The organism is Roseibium sp. RKSG952 (assembly GCF_009711355.1).
In genome coordinates, this window is record NZ_SMMF01000962.1 from 53,975 (window position 1) to 74,116 (window position 20,142).

24 protein-coding genes are annotated in these 20,142 nt (G+C 57.0%); 13 read left to right on the forward strand and 11 right to left on the reverse strand.

What is annotated here, in order from left to right:
- From E1297_RS44285 to mdh, 9 genes are all read right to left on the reverse strand, one after another.
- On the reverse strand, positions 1–589 hold a 589-nt coding region (locus E1297_RS44285), incomplete at its 3' end, for a biotin/lipoyl-containing protein (protein ID WP_305793824.1).
- A 3-nt stretch (positions 590–592) separates the two neighbouring features.
- Positions 593–3,550 carry a 2-oxoglutarate dehydrogenase E1 component gene (locus E1297_RS44290; RefSeq protein WP_155149831.1) on the reverse strand — a complete coding sequence of 986 codons (2,958 nt, stop codon included), beginning with the start codon at positions 3,548–3,550 and terminating at the stop codon, positions 593–595.
- On the reverse strand, positions 3,547–4,086 hold the full coding sequence (locus tag E1297_RS44295; protein ID WP_155149833.1) for a DUF805 domain-containing protein: 540 nt from the start codon (positions 4,084–4,086) through the stop codon (positions 3,547–3,549). The genes E1297_RS44290 and E1297_RS44295 overlap by 4 nt, the downstream gene beginning before the upstream one ends.
- Complete coding sequence (locus tag E1297_RS44300) at positions 4,083–4,628, reverse strand: DUF805 domain-containing protein (RefSeq protein WP_155149835.1); 546 nt, start codon at positions 4,626–4,628, stop codon at positions 4,083–4,085. The genes E1297_RS44295 and E1297_RS44300 overlap by 4 nt, the downstream gene beginning before the upstream one ends.
- A gap of 18 nt (positions 4,629–4,646) precedes the next feature.
- The gene (sucD, locus tag E1297_RS44305; RefSeq protein ID WP_117870362.1) at positions 4,647–5,528 is read right to left on the reverse strand and encodes a succinate--CoA ligase subunit alpha; all 882 of its coding nucleotides are present in this window, start codon (positions 5,526–5,528) and stop codon (positions 4,647–4,649) included.
- Positions 5,529–5,541: 13 nt separating this feature from the next.
- On the reverse strand, positions 5,542–6,369 hold the full coding sequence (locus E1297_RS44310) for a glycosyltransferase family 25 protein (RefSeq protein ID WP_155149836.1): 828 nt from the start codon (positions 6,367–6,369) through the stop codon (positions 5,542–5,544).
- A 131-nt stretch (positions 6,370–6,500) separates the two neighbouring features.
- Positions 6,501–7,070, reverse strand: coding sequence for a hypothetical protein (locus tag E1297_RS44315; protein ID WP_155149838.1), 570 nt, complete (start codon positions 7,068–7,070; stop codon positions 6,501–6,503).
- Between the two features lie 9 nt (positions 7,071–7,079).
- On the reverse strand, positions 7,080–8,273 hold the full coding sequence (sucC, locus tag E1297_RS44320) for an ADP-forming succinate--CoA ligase subunit beta (RefSeq protein WP_155149840.1): 1,194 nt from the start codon (positions 8,271–8,273) through the stop codon (positions 7,080–7,082).
- A 320-nt stretch (positions 8,274–8,593) separates the two neighbouring features.
- Positions 8,594–9,556 carry a malate dehydrogenase gene (gene mdh / locus E1297_RS44325; RefSeq protein ID WP_155149842.1) on the reverse strand — a complete coding sequence of 321 codons (963 nt, stop codon included), beginning with the start codon at positions 9,554–9,556 and terminating at the stop codon, positions 8,594–8,596.
- A gap of 161 nt (positions 9,557–9,717) precedes the next feature.
- Here mdh and E1297_RS44330 point away from each other — a divergent pair, with 161 nt between their 5' ends.
- Positions 9,718–10,473 (forward strand): sulfite exporter TauE/SafE family protein, encoded by a 756-nt coding sequence (locus E1297_RS44330; protein ID WP_155149844.1) that lies wholly within the window; start codon positions 9,718–9,720, stop codon positions 10,471–10,473.
- A 3-nt stretch (positions 10,474–10,476) separates the two neighbouring features.
- Here the strand turns inward: E1297_RS44330 and E1297_RS44335 are convergent, their stop codons facing one another.
- The gene (locus tag E1297_RS44335; RefSeq protein WP_155149846.1) at positions 10,477–10,776 is read right to left on the reverse strand and encodes a hypothetical protein; all 300 of its coding nucleotides are present in this window, start codon (positions 10,774–10,776) and stop codon (positions 10,477–10,479) included.
- A 170-nt stretch (positions 10,777–10,946) separates the two neighbouring features.
- On the opposite strand from E1297_RS44335, the gene E1297_RS44340 reads away from it, so the two are divergent.
- The 11 genes from E1297_RS44340 to E1297_RS49350 all read left to right on the forward strand — a co-directional run bounded on the left by E1297_RS44340 (position 10,947) and on the right by E1297_RS49350 (position 18,923).
- Positions 10,947–11,804, forward strand: a complete 858-nt coding sequence (locus E1297_RS44340; RefSeq protein WP_155149848.1) for a CoA ester lyase — start codon at positions 10,947–10,949, stop codon at positions 11,802–11,804.
- 6 nt (positions 11,805–11,810) lie between these two features.
- A complete protein-coding gene (locus E1297_RS44345) occupies positions 11,811–12,365 on the forward strand; it encodes an NnrU family protein (RefSeq protein WP_155149851.1) in 555 nt (184 codons plus the stop codon).
- Between the two features lie 12 nt (positions 12,366–12,377).
- Positions 12,378–12,584 carry a DUF1737 domain-containing protein gene (locus E1297_RS44350; protein ID WP_155149853.1) on the forward strand — a complete coding sequence of 69 codons (207 nt, stop codon included), beginning with the start codon at positions 12,378–12,380 and terminating at the stop codon, positions 12,582–12,584.
- Positions 12,584–13,612 (forward strand): MaoC family dehydratase, encoded by a 1,029-nt coding sequence (locus E1297_RS44355; RefSeq protein WP_155149855.1) that lies wholly within the window; start codon positions 12,584–12,586, stop codon positions 13,610–13,612. The genes E1297_RS44350 and E1297_RS44355 overlap by 1 nt, the downstream gene beginning before the upstream one ends.
- A 15-nt stretch (positions 13,613–13,627) precedes the next feature.
- Positions 13,628–14,326 (forward strand): DUF4344 domain-containing metallopeptidase, encoded by a 699-nt coding sequence (locus tag E1297_RS44360; RefSeq protein ID WP_155149857.1) that lies wholly within the window; start codon positions 13,628–13,630, stop codon positions 14,324–14,326.
- A 45-nt stretch (positions 14,327–14,371) separates the two neighbouring features.
- Positions 14,372–15,034 (forward strand): DUF1194 domain-containing protein, encoded by a 663-nt coding sequence (locus E1297_RS44365; protein ID WP_155149858.1) that lies wholly within the window; start codon positions 14,372–14,374, stop codon positions 15,032–15,034.
- Between the two features lie 215 nt (positions 15,035–15,249).
- Entirely contained in the window at positions 15,250–15,633 is a 384-nt protein-coding gene (gene sdhC, locus E1297_RS44370; protein ID WP_155149860.1) for a succinate dehydrogenase, cytochrome b556 subunit, read from the forward strand.
- A gap of 12 nt (positions 15,634–15,645) precedes the next feature.
- Complete coding sequence (sdhD, locus tag E1297_RS44375; protein WP_155149862.1) at positions 15,646–16,017, forward strand: succinate dehydrogenase, hydrophobic membrane anchor protein; 372 nt, start codon at positions 15,646–15,648, stop codon at positions 16,015–16,017.
- Positions 16,018–16,041: 24 nt separating this feature from the next.
- Complete coding sequence (gene sdhA / locus E1297_RS44380; RefSeq protein ID WP_155149864.1) at positions 16,042–17,847, forward strand: succinate dehydrogenase flavoprotein subunit; 1,806 nt, start codon at positions 16,042–16,044, stop codon at positions 17,845–17,847.
- A 12-nt stretch (positions 17,848–17,859) separates the two neighbouring features.
- Positions 17,860–18,639: a succinate dehydrogenase iron-sulfur subunit gene (locus E1297_RS44385; protein WP_155149866.1), complete on the forward strand. Its 780-nt coding sequence runs from the start codon at positions 17,860–17,862 to the stop codon at positions 18,637–18,639.
- Positions 18,640–18,776: 137 nt separating this feature from the next.
- The gene (locus tag E1297_RS49350; RefSeq protein WP_170332365.1) at positions 18,777–18,923 is read left to right on the forward strand and encodes a hypothetical protein; all 147 of its coding nucleotides are present in this window, start codon (positions 18,777–18,779) and stop codon (positions 18,921–18,923) included.
- 15 nt (positions 18,924–18,938) lie between these two features.
- Here E1297_RS49350 and E1297_RS50000 read toward each other — a convergent pair whose 3' ends face one another.
- Positions 18,939–19,106 carry a hypothetical protein gene (locus tag E1297_RS50000; protein ID WP_209016359.1) on the reverse strand — a complete coding sequence of 56 codons (168 nt, stop codon included), beginning with the start codon at positions 19,104–19,106 and terminating at the stop codon, positions 18,939–18,941.
- A gap of 157 nt (positions 19,107–19,263) precedes the next feature.
- Here E1297_RS50000 and E1297_RS44390 point away from each other — a divergent pair, with 157 nt between their 5' ends.
- Positions 19,264–20,109, forward strand: coding sequence for a DUF1989 domain-containing protein (locus E1297_RS44390; protein ID WP_155149868.1), 846 nt, complete (start codon positions 19,264–19,266; stop codon positions 20,107–20,109).
- The last annotated feature ends 33 nt before the right edge of the window (positions 20,110–20,142 follow it).

Genomic DNA, 20,142 nt, shown 5'->3' on the forward strand with positions numbered 1-20,142 from the left:
CTGGTGCAGCAGCCGCAGCCGCCACCGGTGCTGCAGCGGCACCCGCTGCTGAACCCGAGATCACCGCCAGTTTAGCCGTTGCATCTACAGTTGCACCTTCCGGGGCCACGATCTCTGCCAGAACACCTGCTGCCGGAGCGGGAACCTCGACCGAGACCTTGTCGGTTTCCAGTTCACACAGCATCTCGTCCTGCGCGACGCTGTCGCCCACCTGCTTGAACCATGTCGACACTGTCGCTTCGGTCACCGACTCGCCCAGGGTGGGCACCATCACGTCAACACTGCCACCCGAAGCGGCGGGTGCTGCGGCCGGGGCAGGCGCAGCAGCAGCGGGCGCAGGGGCCGCGCCTTCGCCAGCGGCAATGGTTGCCAGCAGGGCATCGACACCAACGGTTTCACCTTCGGCGGCCACGATCTCACCCATCACACCGGCGGCGGGCGACGGAACCTCGACTGTGACCTTGTCGGTCTCCAGCTCACACAGCATTTCGTCCACGGCAACTGCGTCGCCGGGTTTCTTGAACCATGTCGCAACCGTGGCTTCGGTTACCGACTCGCCAAGCGTGGGAACACGAACTTCAATCGACATCGTTTACTTTCCTTCAATGCTCAGCGCTTCGTTCACCAGCGCTTCTTGTTGGGCTTTGTGTTGGCTGGCCAGACCCGTCGCGGGCGAGGCCGATGTTGCGCGGCCGACATAGCGCGGCCGTTTGTGATCGGCGCCGATACGGGTCAGCACCCATTCGATGTTGGGCTCGATGAATGTCCACGCGCCCTGGTTTTTCGGCTCTTCCTGACACCAGACGATTTCTGCCTGTTTGAAGCGTTCCAGCTCATTGATCAGAGAGTGCGCAGGGAACGGATAGAACTGTTCGATCCGCAGCAGGTAGACATCGTCGATGCCGCGCGCATCACGCTCTTCCAGCAAGTCGTAGTAGACTTTGCCCGAACACATCACCACACGCTTGATCTTGTCATCTGCAACCAGCGTGGTGTCCGAGTTGCCCTTCTGCGCGTCATCCCACAGCACCCGGTGGAAGCTGGAGCCGGTGGTGAAATCCTCGGCCGTGCTGACGGCCAGTTTGTGGCGCAGCAACGATTTGGGGGTCACCAGGATCAGCGGCTTGCGGAAGGTGCGGTGCAGCTGGCGGCGCAGGATGTGGAAGTAGTTCGCAGGCGTCGTGCAGTTCGCTACGATCCAGTTGTCCTGACCGCACATCTGTAAGAACCGCTCAAGCCGCGCTGACGAGTGTTCGGGGCCTTGCCCTTCGAACCCGTGTGGCAGCAGGCAGACCAGCCCAGACATGCGCAGCCATTTGCTTTCGCCCGAGCTGATGAACTGGTCGAACATGATTTGCGCACCGTTGGCAAAGTCGCCGAACTGCGCCTCCCACAGGGTCAGCGCGTTGGGTTCCGCCAGCGAGAAGCCGTACTCGAAACCCAGAACCGCATATTCGCTGAGCATCGAGTCGATGACTTCGTAATGCGACTGGCCCGAGCGGATGTTGTTCAGAGGGTAGTACCGTTCTTCGGATTCCTGATGGATAAATCCGGAATGGCGCTGACTGAACGTTCCGCGCGTCGCATCCTGCCCAGAGAGACGCACCGGATAGCCTTCGGTCAGCAAGGAGCCAAATGCCAGCGCTTCACCAGTCGCCCAGTCAAATCCTTGACCGGATTCAAACATCTGTTTCTTGTGATCGAGCAGACGGCCGACGGTCTTGTGCAGGGCAAACCCTTCGGGCGCGCGGGTCAGGGCATTCCCGACCTCGGCCAGAGTTTCCGGTGCAATGGCGGTGTCGCCGCGTACGTATTCTTCCTTGTTTTTGTCCAGATGTGACCAGCGCCCGTCCAGCCAATCGGCCTTGTTGGGCTTGTAGTCCTTGCCGGCCTCGAACTCATCGTTCAGATGCGCTTGGAAGGCGGCTTTCATGTCCTCGATCTCACCCTCAGGGATCAGGCCGTCCTTGACCAGACGCTCTGTATAGAGGCTGAGCGTGGTCTTATGGGTCTTGATCTTCTTGTACATGATCGGGTTGGTGAACATGGGCTCATCGCCCTCGTTGTGACCAAACCGGCGATAGCAGAAGATGTCGATGACCACGTCCTTGTGGAATTTCTGGCGGAACTCGGTCGCGACCTTGGCTGCATGAACGACCGCCTCGGGGTCGTCGCCGTTCACGTGGAAGATCGGCGCCTCAACCATTAGTGCAATATCCGTCGGATACGGGCTGGAGCGTGAGAAATGCGGCGCAGTAGTAAAGCCGATCTGGTTGTTCACCACAATATGCATGGTGCCGCCGGTCTTGTGACCGCGAAGACCCGACAGACCGAAGCCTTCGGCCACAACACCCTGACCTGCAAAGGCCGCATCACCGTGCAGCAAAATGCCCATCACTTTAGTGCGATCCGTATCGTTCAACTGGTCCTGCTTGGCGCGGACCTTTCCCAGAACAACCGGGTTCACCGCTTCAAGGTGCGAGGGGTTCGCCGTTAGCGACAGGTGAACGCTGTTGCCATCGAATTCCCGGTCGCTGGAGGCTCCGAGGTGATATTTCACGTCACCCGATCCATCGACATCCTCGGGCTTGAAGCTCCCGCCCTGGAACTCGTTGAAGATGGCGCGATAAGGCTTGCCCATCACGTTGGCCAGAATGTTCAGGCGCCCGCGGTGTGGCATGCCGATCACGATGTCCTCGACACCCAGCGCGCCACCGCGCTTGATAATCTGTTCCATCGCGGGGATCAGCGCTTCGCCACCATCCAGACCAAAGCGCTTGGTGCCCATGTATTTCACATGCAGGAACTTTTCGAACCCTTCGGCCTCGACCATCTTGTTCAGGATCGCCTTACGCCCTTCCTTGGTAAAGGCGATTTCCTTGCCATACCCCTCGATCCGCTCTTTCAGCCACGAGGCCTCTTCCGGGTTCGAGATGTGCATGTATTGCAGCGCGAACGTGCCGCAATAGGTCCGTTTCACGATCTCGACGATCTGCCGCATCGAAGCCATCTGCAGGCCCAGCACGTTGTCGATAAAGATTGGGCGATCCATATCCGCATCGGTGAAACCGTAAGTCTTTGGGTCCAGCTCAGGATGCGTGCTGGCGGCGCGCATACCCAGCGGGTCGAGATCAGCAGCCAGATGTCCGCGAATACGATAGGCCCGGATCAGCATCAGCGCCCGAAGGCTGTCCAGCACGGCGCGTTTGACCTGCTCCTCGCTGACCTCAACACCTTTGGCGGCGGCCTTGTCCTTGATCTTCTTTCCGGCGGCCTTGGCATCGACCTCGGCCCATTCCCCGGTCAACGCACCCGTCAGATCATCAGTCGGCATCGGAGGCCAATCGGTGCGCGCCCAGGATGGTCCCTCGGCCTCTTTCTGCACGTCCGGAGTGGCGTCACCCATTTGCCTGAAAAATTCGGCCCAGGCGGCATCTACCGCATTCGGGTCCTTTGTGTACTGGGCATAAAGCTGCTCCAGATATTCGGCATTATGCCCCTGCATAAAGCTTGAGGCATGAAAGGCAGAGTTGGGCGAATGTTCGGTCATTGGGCTACCTCATGTGGGTTGGGACCGTATTGATTGGTGTCTGGCTGGCTGGGGCGGGTCAGCCACCACAGAACCAGAAGGGGCGACACAGCCAGAACCAGCAATGTCGGAATGACGATAAGCAGTGTGGCCCGCGTGAACAGGATGTCCAACGTGCCACCGTGAAACTGGCTGGCAATGCCAATGCCAAAGATCAGAACGGCAAACGCGCCCACAATCAGCAGGATCGGGAGCAGGGCATAAAGCCCGCTGCGACCGGTATCGTGCATACGCCGGAACGCAACCGCCAGATGCGGGATGAAAACGATCAGACCGACGATACTTTGGACCGGTTGCCGGGACGTGGCGGCAACGGATTTGATCTCATCCGTTTGGGTGACCGAGACTTGTGTGAAGAACTGCCAGTCGATGATGCCGGCAATGATGTTCCAGATCACGATGAACAGAAAAAAGAACCAGTATTCGGGCCGCGAGGCACGACCCGAGAAGGTGAAGAACTTGGAGAAACAGATACGAATGGCGTCAGAGAAGGTCATGCTATCGCCCCCAAAGGGCTTGGCCCGTACTCGTTAGGCCCCGCCTCAGAAGGGGTCGTACCCCACAAAACTATTACGATCAGTGCGAGTATCGAAATCACAAGTTGCGGTATCCCCAGTAGGATCGAGACGACTAGGGTCAACGGTATCGAGATCAGGCCCAATAAACCTGCGAAGAAAGACAAAGCCGGGCCGAAGAAAAACGCCAGGAACAGAGCCAGCCAAGCGTACCAGCCCGGGAATCCGATATCGTGTACCCGGCGTGTCAGAACAGACGCAAACGGAACAACGAGTATGAGAGACACAACGAGGCTAAGAACCCCTGGTCCATACTTGATAACAATCGAGACCTCTTGTGTCTCTTCTCCCGTCAGCAGATCGGTTGTTGTGGTCACACGCTGATATGCAGTTGGATCAAGAACCGCTAAATCGACGTACAGTGCGCCTGCAATTATCACCAGTATCGGAACAGCATACTTCCAGTATTCCGAGCGGGACGCCCGCCCGGAAAACGATAGAAGTTCTTTGATACTGGTCAACATAACTACAGGCTGTTCCGCTTACCCAATCGCTTCCAGCACAGCTTCACCCAGCTGCGCCGGGCTTTCGGCCACGACGATACCGGCCGAGCGCATGGCTTCGATCTTGTCCTCGGCTCCGCCCTTGCCACCGGCGACAATGGCGCCCGCGTGGCCCATGCGACGGCCCGGAGGGGCTGTGCGGCCTGCGATGAAACCGGCGGTCGGCTTCTTGCGGCCCTTCTTGGCCTCGTCGGCCAGGAACTGCGCGGCTTCTTCCTCGGCCGAGCCACCGATCTCACCGATCATGATGATCGACTCGGTCTCGTCATCCGCCAGGAACCACTCCAGCACGTCGATATGCTCGGTGCCTTTGATCGGGTCACCGCCGATGCCCACACAGGTGGACTGGCCCAGCCCTACGTCGGTTGTTTGTTTCACGGCCTCATAGGTAAGCGTACCCGAACGGCTTACAACACCCACGCTGCCGCGCTTGTGGATGTGGCCGGGCATGATGCCGATCTTGCAAGCGTCAGGTGTGATGACACCGGGGCAGTTCGGGCCGATCAGACGCGAGCTTGAGCCTTCCAGCGCGCGCTTCACCTTCATCATGTCCAGAACCGGGATGCCTTCGGTGATGCAGACGATCACTTCCATCTCGGCGTCAATCGCTTCGAGGATCGAGTCTGCCGCGAAGGGCGGAGGAACGTAGATCACACTGGCATTGGCTTCGGTCACATGCTTGGCTTCGTGGACCGAGTTGAACACGGGCAGGCCCAGATGCTCCATTCCGCCTTTGCCGGGGGTCACACCGCCGACCATCTTGGTGCCATAGGCAATGGCCTGTTCAGAGTGGAATGTACCCTGCGAGCCGGTGAAGCCCTGACAGATGACCTTGGTGTTTTCGTCGATGAGGACTGCCATGTTGTCCCTTTCCTTAGGCGATGCTGGTTTGATTGGGTCGCGCGTCCGGCAGAACCTGCGGCGCGTAAGTAATTTTTTCGAGCGTGGCGCGTCCAAGCGCCAGATTGGCGATGGTGCGGGCTCCGCCATCGATTTCGGCAATGCCGCGCCGGATCTTCTGGCGCAGCAGGGGCCATCCCTTGGGGCGATGACGGGGCGAGCCCATCTGGTATTCTCCGGGTGCTTCGTTGCCCTGTTCGACCATGGCGGGGATCACCTGATAGATGTTGATCTGGCGCGCAGCGGCCGACGCCGACGGGTTGAACAGCAGGCCATCCAGCGTGATGTCAAACGGCTTCTGCGCCAGAAAGTGCTGTGCCGCCTTGCGGGTCAGGGCATAGGCCGCGCCACCGGGGTGTCGCGATTTCATCAGCCGGATCTCGCGCCCCAGATGGGATTGGCGTTTCCGCCCGAGCGCCACATACAGCTTGGTGCTGCGCCAGCGTTCGAACCGAACGATATCCGCATCCTCGGGCCACCAGGACGGATCGTCGAGCCATGTCGCCAGTTCAGGCGTCAGGAACACGTCATCTTCGAGAATCAGCGCTTGCTCGGCCCCTGAGGCTATCACCGCTTCCCACGCCTTGGCATGGCTCAGCGTGCAGGCCATGTCCTTGGTCTGAAAATATCCCCACGGCCCTTCGCTGCTGCAATCGCGCAGGAAATCCTCGCGAGTTGCGGCATCGCAGTCGACTGCATTGACCCGCGTTGCCGACAGGCCTGCCTTTTGCAGTTCCTGTTCCATCAAACGCGCCCGCCCGGTGGCGCGTTCGAGGCCTATGAGGAAGATTGGGATGCTCATGGGGTCAGTTCATTTCCAACTCGGTCAAACAGTCCACATCGCGCGAGGTTTGTCATGCGGGCCGGTAAAGCCCTGACAGATCACTTTGGTATTTTCGTCGATGAGGACTGCCATTTTGGAGTCTCCTGTATTTATCGTTTATTCGGAGTGAATTCGAAAAACTCCAAATCCGTGATGCGGCCGGCCCTTTGTGCAGACTGAGCTGCAATCAGTAAGAAATACCGACCGCGATTTTGATAGACGCCAGACAACTTGGATATCTGGAAATCTTGTTCCTGCGCTTGTGCGAAGTTTTCGACATACTTGAAGCCACCTTCAGAAAGCGCATCAGAAATTGGTTGTTGCGCTTTGTTTAGCCAAGAGCCTCGGATGCGAACTGCGCAATAGCTTTCATAGCCTTTCAGCCGAACGTATGCGTGCCCTTCTATCCCTCTTGGGCCGACTTCTCGGAGGTATTTTTGATTGACAAATTCCCCCCTAGGGAAGCCTGCGTTGGGGGAATCTGAAATCCATTGACTAACGTTTAGTTCGTCAAATATGCCAAGCGCATCTTCACGGGTCGCGTTGGGGCTAACGCATGCTTGCACGAAAGCAGATACCCCGTCATTCGGTCGCTGCTGCTCATTAATGATGGAATCTCCTTCAATAGTGTGCTGACAGGCACCAGCCATAACAACGCTTGCTATTGTAAAGACACGCAACACCCGCACTTAACCCTTAACCGCTTTCACGATCTTCTCTGCACCGTCTTTCAGGTTGTCCGCCGCAATCACGTCCAGACCCGAATTGTTGATGATCTCTTTGCCCTTCTCGACATTCGTGCCTTCCAGACGCACGACCAACGGTACTTTCAGACCAACTTCTTTCACCGCAGCTACAACGCCCTCGGCGATGACGTCACAGCGCATGATGCCGCCGAAGATGTTGACCAGAATGCCTTTGACCTGCGGGTCCGAGGTGATGATCTTGAACGCTTCGGTCACTTTCTCTTTGGTCGCGCCGCCACCCACGTCGAGGAAGTTGGCAGGCTCGGCACCGTACAGCTTGATGATGTCCATCGTCGCCATCGCCAGACCGGCACCGTTGACCATGCAACCGATCTCGCCATCCAGCGCGATGTAGTTCAGGTCGTACTTAGAGGCTTCCAATTCCTTGGGGTCTTCCTCGGTCGTGTCGCGCAGCTCGGCGATGTCGGGGTGGCGGTAAACCGCGTTGCCGTCAAAGCCCAGCTTGGCGTCCAGTACCTTCAGGTCGCCGCCTTCGGCCACGATCAGCGGGTTGATCTCCAGCATCTCCATGTCCTTCTCGACGAAGGCCTTGTACAGCTGACCCATCAGCTTGACGCATTGCTTGACCTGCGCACCTTCCAGACCCAGCGAGAACGCAATGCGGCGGCCATGGTAAGGCTGATATCCGGTTGCCGGATCAACTGAGAAGGACAGGATCTTCTCAGGGGTTTCAGCGGCAACTTCTTCGATGTCCATGCCGCCTTCGGTCGAGCAGACGAACGAGATGCGGCTGGTCTGACGATCGACAAGCAGCGCCAGATACAGTTCGCGTTCAATACCGGAACCGGCTTCGATGTAGATGCGGTTGACCTGTTTGCCTGCTGGACCGGTCTGATGTGTGACCAGTGTGCGGCCCAGCATCTTTTTGGCTTCTTCTGCGGCTTCTTCAACCGACTTGGTCAGACGGACGCCGCCCTTTTCACCGGCATCGGCCTCTTTGAACGAACCCTTGCCGCGACCACCTGCGTGGATCTGTGCTTTGACAACCCAAAGCGGGCCATCCAGCTCACCTGCTGCGGTTTTGGCTTCTTCGGCGCGCAACACGGCGCGACCATCGGACACCGGTGCGCCATAGCTGCGAAGGAGGGCTTTGGCCTGATATTCGTGAATGTTCATCGAAACTGTCCCGTCTGACTGCGATTTAACCGATATAGGCGTGTCTAGCGGGTAAGTTTAAAGGGTTTTTTGATGAAAAAGAGGTTTTTCACGAAGATTTTCAGTATTTGTGATCACAGGTTTTTTGGGTGTGATCACAAAGTGCTGCGAGGGTTGGATTTGATTCGAATGCCCAGATACTGCTTGAGAAAACACATTCAAAAAAGGCATTTGCGGCGTTTGCGCCAACATTCACGACCCGCGCATTGATCGGGACTGAGGCTTGCCAAAAGAAAACCGGCCCAAATCAGGGCCGGTCTCACAATGCTTAGTCGTTGGACTTACGCCAGCGAGCTGTCGATGCCCTTGCACGCCTCGATCAGGCCTTTGACTGCGTTGACCGAGTTGTCGAAACCGGCCTGCTCGTCTTCGTTCAGTTTGATGTCCACGATCCGCTCGACACCACCGGCACCGATGACGGTCGGAACGCCGACATAGAGACCGTCGACGCCCAGCTCACCACTGCAGTATGCGGCGCAAGGCAGTACGCGCTTCTGGTCTTTCAGATAGGCTTCGGCCATTTCGATCGCCGAAGTGGCCGGCGCGTAGTAGGCCGAACCGGTTTTCAGCAGGCCAACGATCTCGGCACCGCCGTCACGGGTACGCTGAACGATAGCGTCCAGCTTGTCCTGCGTGGTCCAGCCCATCTCGACGAGATCGGGCAGCGGGATACCGGCAACGGTTGAGTAACGGACCGAAGGCACCATCGTGTCGCCATGGCCGCCCAGAACGAAAGCGGTGACGTCGCGCATCGAAACGTTGAACTCTTCCGACAGGAAGTGTGCGAAACGTGCCGAGTCCAGAACGCCTGCCATGCCGCAGACTTTGTTGTGCGGCAGACCCGAGAATTCGCGCAGAGCCCAGACCATCGCATCCAGCGGGTTGGTGATGCAGATCACGAATGCATCGGGTGCGTGGGCTGCGATGCCTTCGCCAACCGACTTCATGACTTTCAGGTTGATGCCCAGCAGGTCATCGCGGCTCATGCCGGGTTTACGCGCAACGCCGGCGGTGACGATGCAAACATCTGCGCCTGCGATGTCGGCATAGTCGCTGGTGCCGGACATGGACGCATCGAACCCTTCGGAGGGGCCGGATTCAGCGATGTCGAGCGCTTTGCCCTGCGGCAGCCCGTCAGCGATGTCGAAGAGGACAACGTCACCCAGTTCTTTGACAGCTGCAAGATGCGCAAGCGTGCCGCCGATGTTCCCCGCGCCGATCAGCGCAATCTTGGGTCTGGCCATTTGGAATATCTCCGGTCGGTTTTGAAATCGCGGTTTTGCTAGTCGTTAAAACGGCATCGTGCAAGGGTTCTGCGACGCGGCATGCGACCGCATACCGTTTGCAAGTGTCATGCTGGTTGCGCTAAAGGGCTTGCGAAACAAGCCGTTTCCGGGGCCGGGCCATGTTCGAATTGAACCTGATGTTTTTTGCTGTGGCGATCCCGGCCGTGATCTTTGCAGGCATTTCGAAGGGCGGGTTCGGGTCTGGCGTGGCCTTTGCGTCCTCTTCGATTCTGGCGCTGATTTTGGAACCCGGACAGGCACTTGCCCTGATGCTTCCGATCCTGATGGTCATCGATGTGGCGACGCTGGGACCCTATTGGAAACGCTGGAGCTGGCCGGATTCCCGATTGCTGATGCTTGGTGCTGTGCCGGGTGTGGTGCTGGGCGCGTGGCTCTATCGCGCGACCGATGATGATCTGTTGCGTCTGCTGATCGGGGGGATATCTGTCGGCTTTGTCGTCTGGCACATCGCGCAGACCAAAGGTTGGGTGCGCGGCTTTGCCAACCGGTTGCCGCCTCCTGCGGGCTTGTTTGCCGGCCTGGTTGCGGGGTTCACCAGTTTTGTCAGTCATGCAGGTGGCCCGCCCGCCGCTGTCTATCTGCTGTCGCAACGCCTGCCGAAGACCGAATTTCAGGCCACCACAGTGCTGGTTTTCTGGGTCATCAACATCGCGAAATTCGTGCCTTATGCCTATCTGGGTATGTTCACATGGCATACGGCATGGGCCGATTTGCTGCTGACGCCGTTTGCGATCCTAGGGGCTTGGCTGGGCGTGCGGGCACATTTCATGCTGTCCGAACGCTTGTTTTTTGGCATCGCCTATGTCCTGCTGACCTTGACCGGCAGCAAGCTGATCTGGGACGCGCTGACCTGAGCATTACACATTCGGTGGCAGTACTTCGGCCATCGCCTCATAGGCCTGACCCGAGGCCACCAGGCAGGTCATCCCATCCGGCAACGTCACCGTGATCGTCCAGCTTCCGCTTTGGTCCGAGGCATAAACCTCCATCACCGCGCCCCGGCGCGCGATGCCAATTCCCTGACGGGTTTCGCCATAGGTTTCGGTCAAACGCTTGATCACCTCATCCCGCGGCGCACAATTGCGGGCGTGGACCTGTTGCGCGGCCAGAACCATAATTCCAAGGCCCATCGTCATTTTGAACAGCGTCTTTTTCATCTCTGACCCCTTTCGATCCCAACTGGCATTCAGGCTGCCGTGACCAGACCGAAATTTGGTTAAGAGAACGCACGTTGCGTCCCGAATGCTGCGTTGCGGCGATTTTGCGCTTGAACTTTCCGACAAAAAATGCCCCATTCCGCGCAACATTATTTCAATGGGAGAGGCCCATGGACCCGCGTCAGCGCCCATATCGTTCGGTTCTGTATATTCCCGGCTCGAAAGAGCGGGCGCTGGAAAAAGCGCGCAACCTGCCTGTGGATGCGATCATTTTCGATCTCGAAGATGCCGTCGCAGCAGATGAAAAAGACAATGCGCGCGAGACGCTCAAGGCTGCATTGGCAGCAGGCGGGTACGGATCGCGCGTCAAGATCGTACGAATCAACGGTCTTGATACAGAATGGGGTCGCGCGGATGCCGAAGCGGTGCGCGAGATGGACGCAGACGTTGTGCTGCTGCCCAAGGTCGGAAGTGCCGCCGATGTTGATGCCTTGGCTGCTATCACTGGCGACATGCCAATCTGGGCGATGATGGAAACCCCGCGCGGAATGCTGAACGCGGCAGCGATTGCGGCACATCCGCTGATGGCTGGGTTTGTTATGGGCACCAACGATCTGGCCAAGGAATTGCAAACCCGTTTCCGCCCTGACCGCGTTCCTCTGATGACCTCGCTGGGCCTGTGCCTGCTGGCGGCAAAGGCTGAAGGCCTGATCATCGTCGATGGTGTTTACAACGCCTTCAAGGATGAAGAAGGGCTGGCTACAGAATGCGCACAAGGGCGCGATATGGGCTTTGATGGCAAGACCCTGATCCATCCCGCGCAGGTGGATGTCACCAATGCGGCCTTTGCCCCGTCCGATTCCGAGATTGATCTGGCGCGTCGTCAGATCGCCGCGTTCGAAGAGGTCGAAGCACTGGGGCAGGGCGTGGCTGTGGTTGACGGTAAGATCGTTGAAAACCTGCACGTTGTAACTGCCCGCGAAATTCTGGCAAAAGCGGAGGCAATTACAGCTTTGCAAGCGGGGTAAGCCAGCATGGGCTTTGTTCTTCTGATTCTCGGCGTGGCACTATGGTGGGCCGCGCACCTGTTCAAACGCGTGATGCCTGAACGTCGCGCTGCGATGGGCGATGCCGGCAAGGGCGTGGTCGCGCTGGCGCTGGTGGCGTCGATCCTGTTGATGATTTTCGGTTATCGCATGACCGACTTCATCTATGTCTGGGCCCCGCCGAGTTTCATGATTCACATCAACAACCTGCTGGTGTTGATCGCGATCTTCATGTTGAGCCCCGCCGGAACCAAAGGGCGTGTTTTGAACAAGATGCGCCACCCGATGCTCGGTGGGTTCAAACTATGGGCCTTTGCGCATCTTCTGGTGAATGGCGATCTGGCTTCGATCATCCTGTTTGGCGGGTTGTTGGCCTGGGCTGTGGTCGAAGTGATCGTGATCAACAAATCCGAGCCCGACTGGACGCCCGGCGAACCCGGGACCTATGGCAAGGATGCGATGTTCTTTGTGGCCTCGATCGTGCTGATGGGCATCATCGGATACATTCACGGGCTGGTCGGCCCGTCACCGTTCCCTTCATAAGGATCTGACACCATGGCAAAACTCTATCGTCTGCTGACCGAGGAAGACACATCCGCCTTCTGCCACAAAGTGTCGGCCGCATTAGCAAAAGGCTGGGAGCTGTATGGCGACCCATCCTACGCCTATGACGAAAACAGCCGCATGATGCGCTGCGCGCAGGCCGTGACCAAAGAGGTCGAGGCCGACTATTCACCCGACATGAAACTGGGACAGCAATAATGGCAAAAACAAATCCGGGTCACTTCTTCGAGGATTATTCGGTCGGACAGGTGCTGCACCACGCAGTACCCCGCACCGTCACTGTAGGAGAGCGCGCGCTCTATCACGCGCTCTATCCTGCGCGCCACGCGCTTTATTCCTCGGATGAGTTCGCCCAGAATTGTGGATTGCCTGAAAGCCCGATTGACGATCTGGCCGCCTTCCATGTGGTGTTTGGCAAGACGGTGCCGGATATCTCTCTGAACGCGGTTGCCAATCTGGGTTATGCCGAAGGTCGCTGGCTGAAACCGGTCTATCCCGGCGACACGTTGCGCTCGGAATCCGAGGTGATCGGCCTCAAACAGAATTCGAACGGGAAAACCGGTGTCGTTTGGGTGCGAACCCGCGGATTGAACCAGCGCGACGAGGTGGTGATCGAATATGTCCGCTGGGTCATGGTTCGCAAATCGAACCTCGACGCACCTGCACCGGAAACTGTGGTGCCTGAACTGAAAAAGGTACTTGATCCAACGGATCTGGTGGTGCCGCAAGGTCTCGATTTCTCGAACTACAATTTTGTACAATCCGGCGAATCTCACCGCTGGGATGAGTACAAAACAGGCGAAATGATCGATCATGTGGACGGCGTGACGATTGAAGAGGCCGAGCACATGCTCGCCACCCGTCTGTGGCAGAACACCGCCAAAGTGCATTTCGACCTGACATTCCGTCCGGAAGGACGCCTGATTTATGGCGGCCATGTCATCTCGATGGCGCGGGCCTTGTCTTTCAACGGTCTCGCCAATGCCCAAATGATTGTTGGTCTGAATGGTGGTGCGCATGCCAATCCATGCTTCGCCGGCGACACGGTCAAAGCATGGTCCGAGGTTCTGGATAAGGCCGACACAGATACCCCTGGGGTCGGCGCGCTGCGGCTGCGATTGGTTGCAACAAAGGGCGGAGCCCCGTTTGAGTTGAAGGATGAAAACGGAAAATACCTGCCCAACGTGCTGCTTGATCTGGATGTCTGGGCGCTTGTTCCAAAGTAGAACAGAGATATTAAGATGTTGAAAGGTATTGCCTTTTGCGCTTCGATGATTGCGGCTCCGGTTGCGGCTGATACCGATGATTTTGTCGAAGCCAACCTGTTGTCGATCTTCTATCACGAACTCGGGCATGCGCTGATCGACATCCTGAAACTACCTGTGTTCGGACAGGAAGAGGACGCGGCTGATGTCGCGTCGATCCTGCTGATTGATGCCTTCTTTGAAGAGGAATATGCAGTCAGCATAGCCTATGATGCGGCCTTTGGGTTTTTGGGTGAGGCGCATGCCGCCGGAAGCGATATCGCATGGTGGGACGTACACGGACCAGATTTGCAGCGATATTACAACCTTGTCTGCCTGTTCGTCGGCGCGGACATGGATGCGCGATCGGATATGATTGAAGATCTGGAACTGCCAGAAGAACGTCAGGATAGCTGCGAAGAAGAATTTGATCTGGCCAACAGCAGCTGGGGTCCGGTGTTCGATGAAATTGAAGGTTCAGGCACATCCATTCGTTACACTGGTGGCACTTCCAGTTTGACCGAACAGATCATCTCGGAAGAAGTTGCCGCCCTGAACCAGAACTTCCGTTTGCCACAGACCTTGAAGGTGACGGTTGAGGACTGCGGTGAGGCTAACGCGTATTATGATCTTGAGCGGACTGAGATCACGATTTGTTCTGAGTTTGAAGGCTGGCTTCGTGAAATTGCACCCTGATGAGAATTTGAATTGAGTTTCCTTCATCTGTGCTAGGGTTGGGGCATGCATATTTTGCGTGCAGCAACTCTTGCTTCTTTGTTTGCAACCCAATCGGTCGCCTGCGATCTCGCGTTGGCTTTGGCGGTTGATGTGTCGGGCTCGGTGGACACAAAGGAATATCGCATTCAGATGGATGGCCTGGCCGCAGGATTGCGCGATCCGGTGGTGTCCGAGGCGCTGGTGCGGGGGCAGGCGCGGCTCATGCTGGTTCAGTGGACCGGTGCATCGCGTCAGAGGACAACAATTCCTTGGACTTACATCGACAGTTTTGAAACGCTAGACCGGTTTGCAGGGCAGGTGGCGACAGACCCGCGTGTGTGGCGGAATTTCTCAACGGCGATTGGAGAAGCTCTGGAAACCACAATGGCCAGCTTTGACGCGGTGTCGGAATGCAAAAGGCATTTGATCGACATCTCCGGTGATGGAATTTCCAACGAAGGTGTTGAACCTTCAGAGCTACACGCGCTTTTGCGACATCGGGGTGTAACCGTTAATGCGATCGCAATCGAGGAAAGCGAGCCTGACCTGACGGCATATTTTTTTGAGAACGTGATTGTTGGCGAAGGTGCGTTCGTCGTCTCAGCTGCGGGGTTCGCCGATTACCCCGAAAGAATTCGAAAAAAGCTGCTGCGCGAGGTGACGCAACAAACAGCGGACCTGAGGTGACCAGGGCGGAGATTCGTGATCACAATGCTTCGGCATTGAAAACGCTAACATTGCAAGGGGGGAATGGTATTTGTGATCACGAGATTATTTCGTGTGATCACGTTTTGGATTTATAGGTGCTTTTAGGCCAATTTTGCTCTTTTTTGCACCTGCAGCGCGTGACAGAGTCGCAAAAAACAGTAAAACGTTCGGTAGCCAACCGAAAAGGAGCCAACATGGCCGATGTAAATCGGGGCAACCGCCCACTTTCACCACATCTGACGATATACCGTCCGCAAATGACGTCCGTGTCCTCGATCATGGTGCGCATCACCGGCATTGCGGCTTTGCTTCTTTCTGTGCTCGTGGTCTGGTGGCTGCTTGCGGCAGCGACATCGGAAAGCGCATTTAATTTCATCGACGGATTGATGAGGAGCTTTCTGGGCGACCTCGTGATGTTTGGTGCGGCCTGGGCTCTTTTCTATCACATGCTTGGTCGTCTCCGGCATTTGATCTGGGATCTCGGGTACTGCCTGAATGTTCAGGTTTCTGAAAAACTGGGTATCGGCATGTTTGTGTTGGCGACGGTTCTGGCCCTGATCACAGCGGTCGCGGTCTAAGGAGGGATGGCTATGCAGTATCTTACCGAACGCAAACGCGCAGAAGGCATGGGTGCCGGAGGGCAGGGCACGCATCATCATTGGCAAATGATGGTCAGCTCGGCAGCGTTGGTCATTCTGGTTCCGCTTTTTGTTATCACATTTGCCAACGGCCTGGGTGGCACGTACGAAGAAGTGCTGGCCTATTACAGCCGACCCTTCCCCGCGATCGTGACAGGACTGACCCTTGTAGTGGTCATCATTCACCTGATGCGCGAGGCGCAGGTTGCAATCGAAGACTATGTGCACGGCGTTGCAGAGAAACTGACGCTGATGGCGGTTACGGCGTTTTCCTACACGTTGATCGCTGCAGGGCTTTTCGCCCTCGTAAAGCTCGCCCTGTAAAATGCGCGTAGAGGATCAGGTAAGATGACAACATACGAATACGAAATCCACGAATATGACGTCGTGGTTGTTGGAGCCGGCGGAGCTGGCCTGCGCGCAACGCTGGGTATGGCTGAACAGGGACTTCGCACTGCGTGTGTGACCAAGGTTTTCCCAACCCGTTCGCATACCGTGGCCGCTCAGGGTGGTATCGCGGCATCCTTGTCGAACATGGGGCCGGATAACTGGCAGTGGCATATGTATGACACGGTCAAGGGCTCCGACTGGCTGGGCGATACCGATGCGATGGAATATCTCGCACGTCACGCGCCCAAGGCTGTTTATGAACTGGAACACTATGGCGTTCCGTTCTCGCGGACCGAGGAAGGTAAGATCTATCAGCGACCGTTCGGTGGACACACCACTGAATTTGGCGAAGGCCCCGCTGTGCAGCGGACATGTGCTGCCGCTGACCGGACCGGTCACGCGATCCTGCATACACTGTATGGCCAGTCGCTGAAGAACAATGCCGAGTTCTACATCGAATACTTTGCCATCGACCTGATCATGTCTGAAGACGGGCAGTGTCAGGGTGTTGTCTGCTGGAAGCTGGACGATGGCACGATGCATGTCTTCAACGCCAAGATGGTTGTACTGGCGACCGGCGGTTACGGCCGCGCCTACTTCAGCGCGACATCGGCCCACACCTGCACCGGTGACGGTGGCGGCATGGTCGCTCGTGCCGGGCTGGCCCTGCAGGATATGGAATTCGTTCAGTTCCACCCGACCGGCATCTACGGCTCTGGCTGCCTGATCACCGAAGGTGCACGCGGCGAGGGCGGATACCTGACCAACTCGGAAGGCGAACGGTTCATGGAGCGCTATGCGCCTCAGTACAAAGACCTCGCGCCACGCGATTATGTCTCGCGCTCGATGACCATGGAGATCCGTGAGGGCAGGGGCGTTGGTAAGGATGGCGATCACATCCACCTGAACCTGAGCCACCTTCCCGCCGAGGCGCTGCATGAGCGTTTGCCGGGCATCTCAGAGTCGGCCAAGATTTTTGCGGGGGTGGACGTAACCAAGGAACCGATCCCGGTATTGCCGACCGTGCACTATAACATGGGCGGTATTCCCACGAACTATTGGGGCGAAGTGCTGAACCCAACTGCGGATGATCCGACCGCCATCGTGCCCGGATTGATGGCCGTGGGCGAGGCTGGTTGTGCCTCGGTTCATGGTGCGAACCGCCTGGGTTCGAACTCTCTGATCGACCTGGTGGTCTTCGGACGCGCTGCAGCCATTCGCGCCGGCAAGGTCGTGGATGCCGAAGCAGCAAATCCGGTACTGAACCAAGCGTCGGTTGATCACGCTTTTGACCGCTTTGACGCGATCAGAAATGCAAGCGGGTCCATCCCGACTGCCGAGCTGCGTCTTGAGATGCAGAAGACCATGCAGGCTGATGCTGCAGTCTTCCGGACTGCCGAAACCATGGCAGACGGCGTCAAGAAGATGACCGCGATTGCGGCCAAGATGGACGACCTCAAGGTTTCGGACCGCAGCCTGATCTGGAACAGCGATCTGATGGAAACGCTGGAACTGACCAACCTGATGCCCAACGCTCTGGCCACGATTGTCGGTGCGGAGGCCCGCAAGGAATCGCGGGGCGCACATGCGCATGAGGATTTCACCGAACGTGATGACGAAAACTGGCGTGTGCACACGATCAGCCATGTTGACGGCAATAACGTTGAGCTGAGTTATCGTCCGGTCATCGTCGACCCGTTGACCACCGAGGACGAAGGCGGCATCAGCCTCAAGAAAATCGCGCCCAAGGCGCGGACCTTCTAAGGAGAGGAATCCATGGTACAACTGACCCTCCCGAAGAATTCGCGCATCACCACGGGCAAAACCTGGCCCAAGCCGGAAGGCGCGACCAATGTCCGCAAGTTCCAGATTTACCGCTGGAACCCGGATGACGGACAGAACCCGCGCGTCGACACCTATTTTGTCGACATGGACGAATGCGGCCCGATGGTTCTGGATGCGCTGATCAAGATCAAGAATGAGATCGACCCAACGCTGACATTCCGCCGGTCCTGCCGCGAAGGCATTTGCGGGTCCTGTGCGATGAATATCGACGGGATCAACACGCTGGCCTGTATCTATGGCATGGATGAGATCAAGGGCGACGTAAAGATTTACCCGCTGCCGCATATGCCGGTGGTCAAGGACCTGATCCCTGATCTGAACCATTTCTATGCCCAGCACGCTTCGATCATGCCGTGGTTGGAAACCAAGACCAATCGCCCCGCGAAAGAGTGGAAGCAGTCCATTGAGGACCGTAAGAAGCTGGATGGTCTCTATGAATGTGTGATGTGCGCCAGCTGCTCGACTTCGTGCCCGAGCTATTGGTGGAACGGCGACCGATATCTTGGCCCGGCAGCATTGCTCCATGCCTATCGCTGGATCATCGACTCGCGCGATGAAGCAACGGGTGAGCGTTTGGATGAGTTGGAAGATCCGTTCAAACTCTACCGCTGCCACACCATCATGAACTGCGCCAAGACCTGCCCGAAAGGGTTGAACCCGGCTAAGGCGATCGCTGAGATCAAAAAGATGATGGTGGAACGTACAGTCTGACGTTTCTTTTAGGATATGCACTTGCCGCATTGCGGCAGGTGCAACACGCAGTTGCAAACTTGTATGCTGCGACTTTCCCCGAGACGACATATGTTTGCGTTAGGGAGGAGTGACGAGATCGAGACAGGATCACTCCGATGAGCATTCAAAACAAAAAACCCAAATTCGACGCTGAAGAAGCTCTGGAATTGCTGGAACAGGCATGGGCTTATTATACGCCGGAGCCGGTAGCTCCGGTTGCTGAGCAGGAACCCGAGTTGTTCGAATACGCAAACGCTGCCTAAAGCAGATTTGCTGAACTACTTAACACCGAGCTTGAAATCCGGGCAGTAATCAGCAAAGCAGAGGGATGCCATTACTTCTGCTTTTGCTCGCTGCTGGCGTTTTTGCTTATTTTTTCTGGCGGTCCCGCACGTCTTCTTTGACGCGCGACTGCCGATGGCGGCAGCACAGAAAAGAAGGTTCATGGATGTGTGCCTATTGCGGTGCCGTTTCCCATTCGGACACCGAACCGACCAGCTGTCTAAAGGGTCAGCAGTAAATACCCGACACTTCAATCCGTAACGGGGTTTCCAGAAGTCAGAAACTACGCCAATCTGCGCGAAATTGCAGGAAGGTGAGAGAATGGCTTTGCCCCCCTCAGATGCGGACGCCCGTCGCGCCATCGCCCCGGTCATTTGCTATCCAAATGAAGGTTTGCCTAAACCGGATCTAGACTTGTATCGCCGTGCCAGAACGAATGCGCAAAAGACCGACGAGGTGCTTGTGCCGGCGAGAGACGCAAAGTGTTTTGAAGTGCCCGCCGGACATTTCTTCCGGATAACATCTGTCGAAGGTCCGCAGGTTGGCGATCTGAACCTCTGGAACCGCCAGGACCTGTCCGAACGGTTCTATTCTGGTAAAACCCGGGCGCTTCATGGAACGCATCTGACGACTGGTGAGCGGATGTGGTCAAGCTTTCCCCATATGCGCCCGATGGCGACGATCATACACGATACGCTTGGCTGGTATGGAATCGATGAATATGGCGGCTCGGTTCACGATGTCATTGGTACACGCTGTGATCCCTACACCGGGAATCTGCTATCTGGCTCACAGTACCATCATTGCTGCCATTCTAACCTGACGCGGGCTCTGGCGGATCATCTGGGCATTTCATTGGCCGAGGCAGAGCCTGCAGTGCACGACGTGCTCAACGTTTTTATGTGTACAGGTTTCACACGGGATACGGGCCAGTATTTCATGAAGGCCTCGCCGGTCCGACCCGGGGACTATCTGGATTTTTTTGCCGAAATTGATCTGTTGGGTAATCTCAGCGCTTGCCCAGGCGGGGATTGTTCATCCGAGCATTCGTCGGACGTTGCCGCCTGTTATCCATTACTGGTCGAAGTTTTTGCGCCTGACGAGGACGCGCTGGCAGGTTGGGATAGCCCTGCCAGAAATGGGTATGATCGGTCCCACGGTCGGTGATGTAAGGTTGAAGCAAGGGCGCAGTCTACGAAC

Excerpts from the sequence above, each read along its gene's own strand:
- E1297_RS44290 (WP_155149831.1), bottom strand. The coding sequence starts at position 3,550 with ATGACCGAACATTCGCCCAACTCTGCCTTTCATGCCTCAAGCTTTATG.
- E1297_RS44295 (WP_155149833.1), bottom strand. The coding sequence starts at position 4,086 with ATGACCTTCTCTGACGCCATTCGTATCTGTTTCTCCAAGTTCTTCACC.
- E1297_RS44300 (WP_155149835.1), bottom strand. The coding sequence starts at position 4,628 with ATGTTGACCAGTATCAAAGAACTTCTATCGTTTTCCGGGCGGGCGTCC.
- sucD (WP_117870362.1), bottom strand. The coding sequence starts at position 5,528 with ATGGCAGTCCTCATCGACGAAAACACCAAGGTCATCTGTCAGGGCTTC.
- E1297_RS44310 (WP_155149836.1), bottom strand. The coding sequence starts at position 6,369 with ATGAGCATCCCAATCTTCCTCATAGGCCTCGAACGCGCCACCGGGCGG.
- sucC (WP_155149840.1), bottom strand. The coding sequence starts at position 8,273 with ATGAACATTCACGAATATCAGGCCAAAGCCCTCCTTCGCAGCTATGGC.
- mdh (WP_155149842.1), bottom strand. The coding sequence starts at position 9,556 with ATGGCCAGACCCAAGATTGCGCTGATCGGCGCGGGGAACATCGGCGGC.
- E1297_RS44330 (WP_155149844.1), top strand. The coding sequence starts at position 9,718 with ATGTTCGAATTGAACCTGATGTTTTTTGCTGTGGCGATCCCGGCCGTG.
- E1297_RS44335 (WP_155149846.1), bottom strand. The coding sequence starts at position 10,776 with ATGAAAAAGACGCTGTTCAAAATGACGATGGGCCTTGGAATTATGGTT.
- E1297_RS44340 (WP_155149848.1), top strand. The coding sequence starts at position 10,947 with ATGGACCCGCGTCAGCGCCCATATCGTTCGGTTCTGTATATTCCCGGC.
- E1297_RS44345 (WP_155149851.1), top strand. The coding sequence starts at position 11,811 with ATGGGCTTTGTTCTTCTGATTCTCGGCGTGGCACTATGGTGGGCCGCG.
- E1297_RS44350 (WP_155149853.1), top strand. The coding sequence starts at position 12,378 with ATGGCAAAACTCTATCGTCTGCTGACCGAGGAAGACACATCCGCCTTC.
- E1297_RS44355 (WP_155149855.1), top strand. The coding sequence starts at position 12,584 with ATGGCAAAAACAAATCCGGGTCACTTCTTCGAGGATTATTCGGTCGGA.
- E1297_RS44360 (WP_155149857.1), top strand. The coding sequence starts at position 13,628 with ATGTTGAAAGGTATTGCCTTTTGCGCTTCGATGATTGCGGCTCCGGTT.
- E1297_RS44365 (WP_155149858.1), top strand. The coding sequence starts at position 14,372 with ATGCATATTTTGCGTGCAGCAACTCTTGCTTCTTTGTTTGCAACCCAA.
- sdhC (WP_155149860.1), top strand. The coding sequence starts at position 15,250 with ATGGCCGATGTAAATCGGGGCAACCGCCCACTTTCACCACATCTGACG.
- sdhD (WP_155149862.1), top strand. The coding sequence starts at position 15,646 with ATGCAGTATCTTACCGAACGCAAACGCGCAGAAGGCATGGGTGCCGGA.
- sdhA (WP_155149864.1), top strand. The coding sequence starts at position 16,042 with ATGACAACATACGAATACGAAATCCACGAATATGACGTCGTGGTTGTT.
- E1297_RS44385 (WP_155149866.1), top strand. The coding sequence starts at position 17,860 with ATGGTACAACTGACCCTCCCGAAGAATTCGCGCATCACCACGGGCAAA.
- E1297_RS49350 (WP_170332365.1), top strand. The coding sequence starts at position 18,777 with ATGAGCATTCAAAACAAAAAACCCAAATTCGACGCTGAAGAAGCTCTG.
- E1297_RS50000 (WP_209016359.1), bottom strand. The coding sequence starts at position 19,106 with ATGAACCTTCTTTTCTGTGCTGCCGCCATCGGCAGTCGCGCGTCAAAG.
- E1297_RS44390 (WP_155149868.1), top strand. The coding sequence starts at position 19,264 with ATGGCTTTGCCCCCCTCAGATGCGGACGCCCGTCGCGCCATCGCCCCG.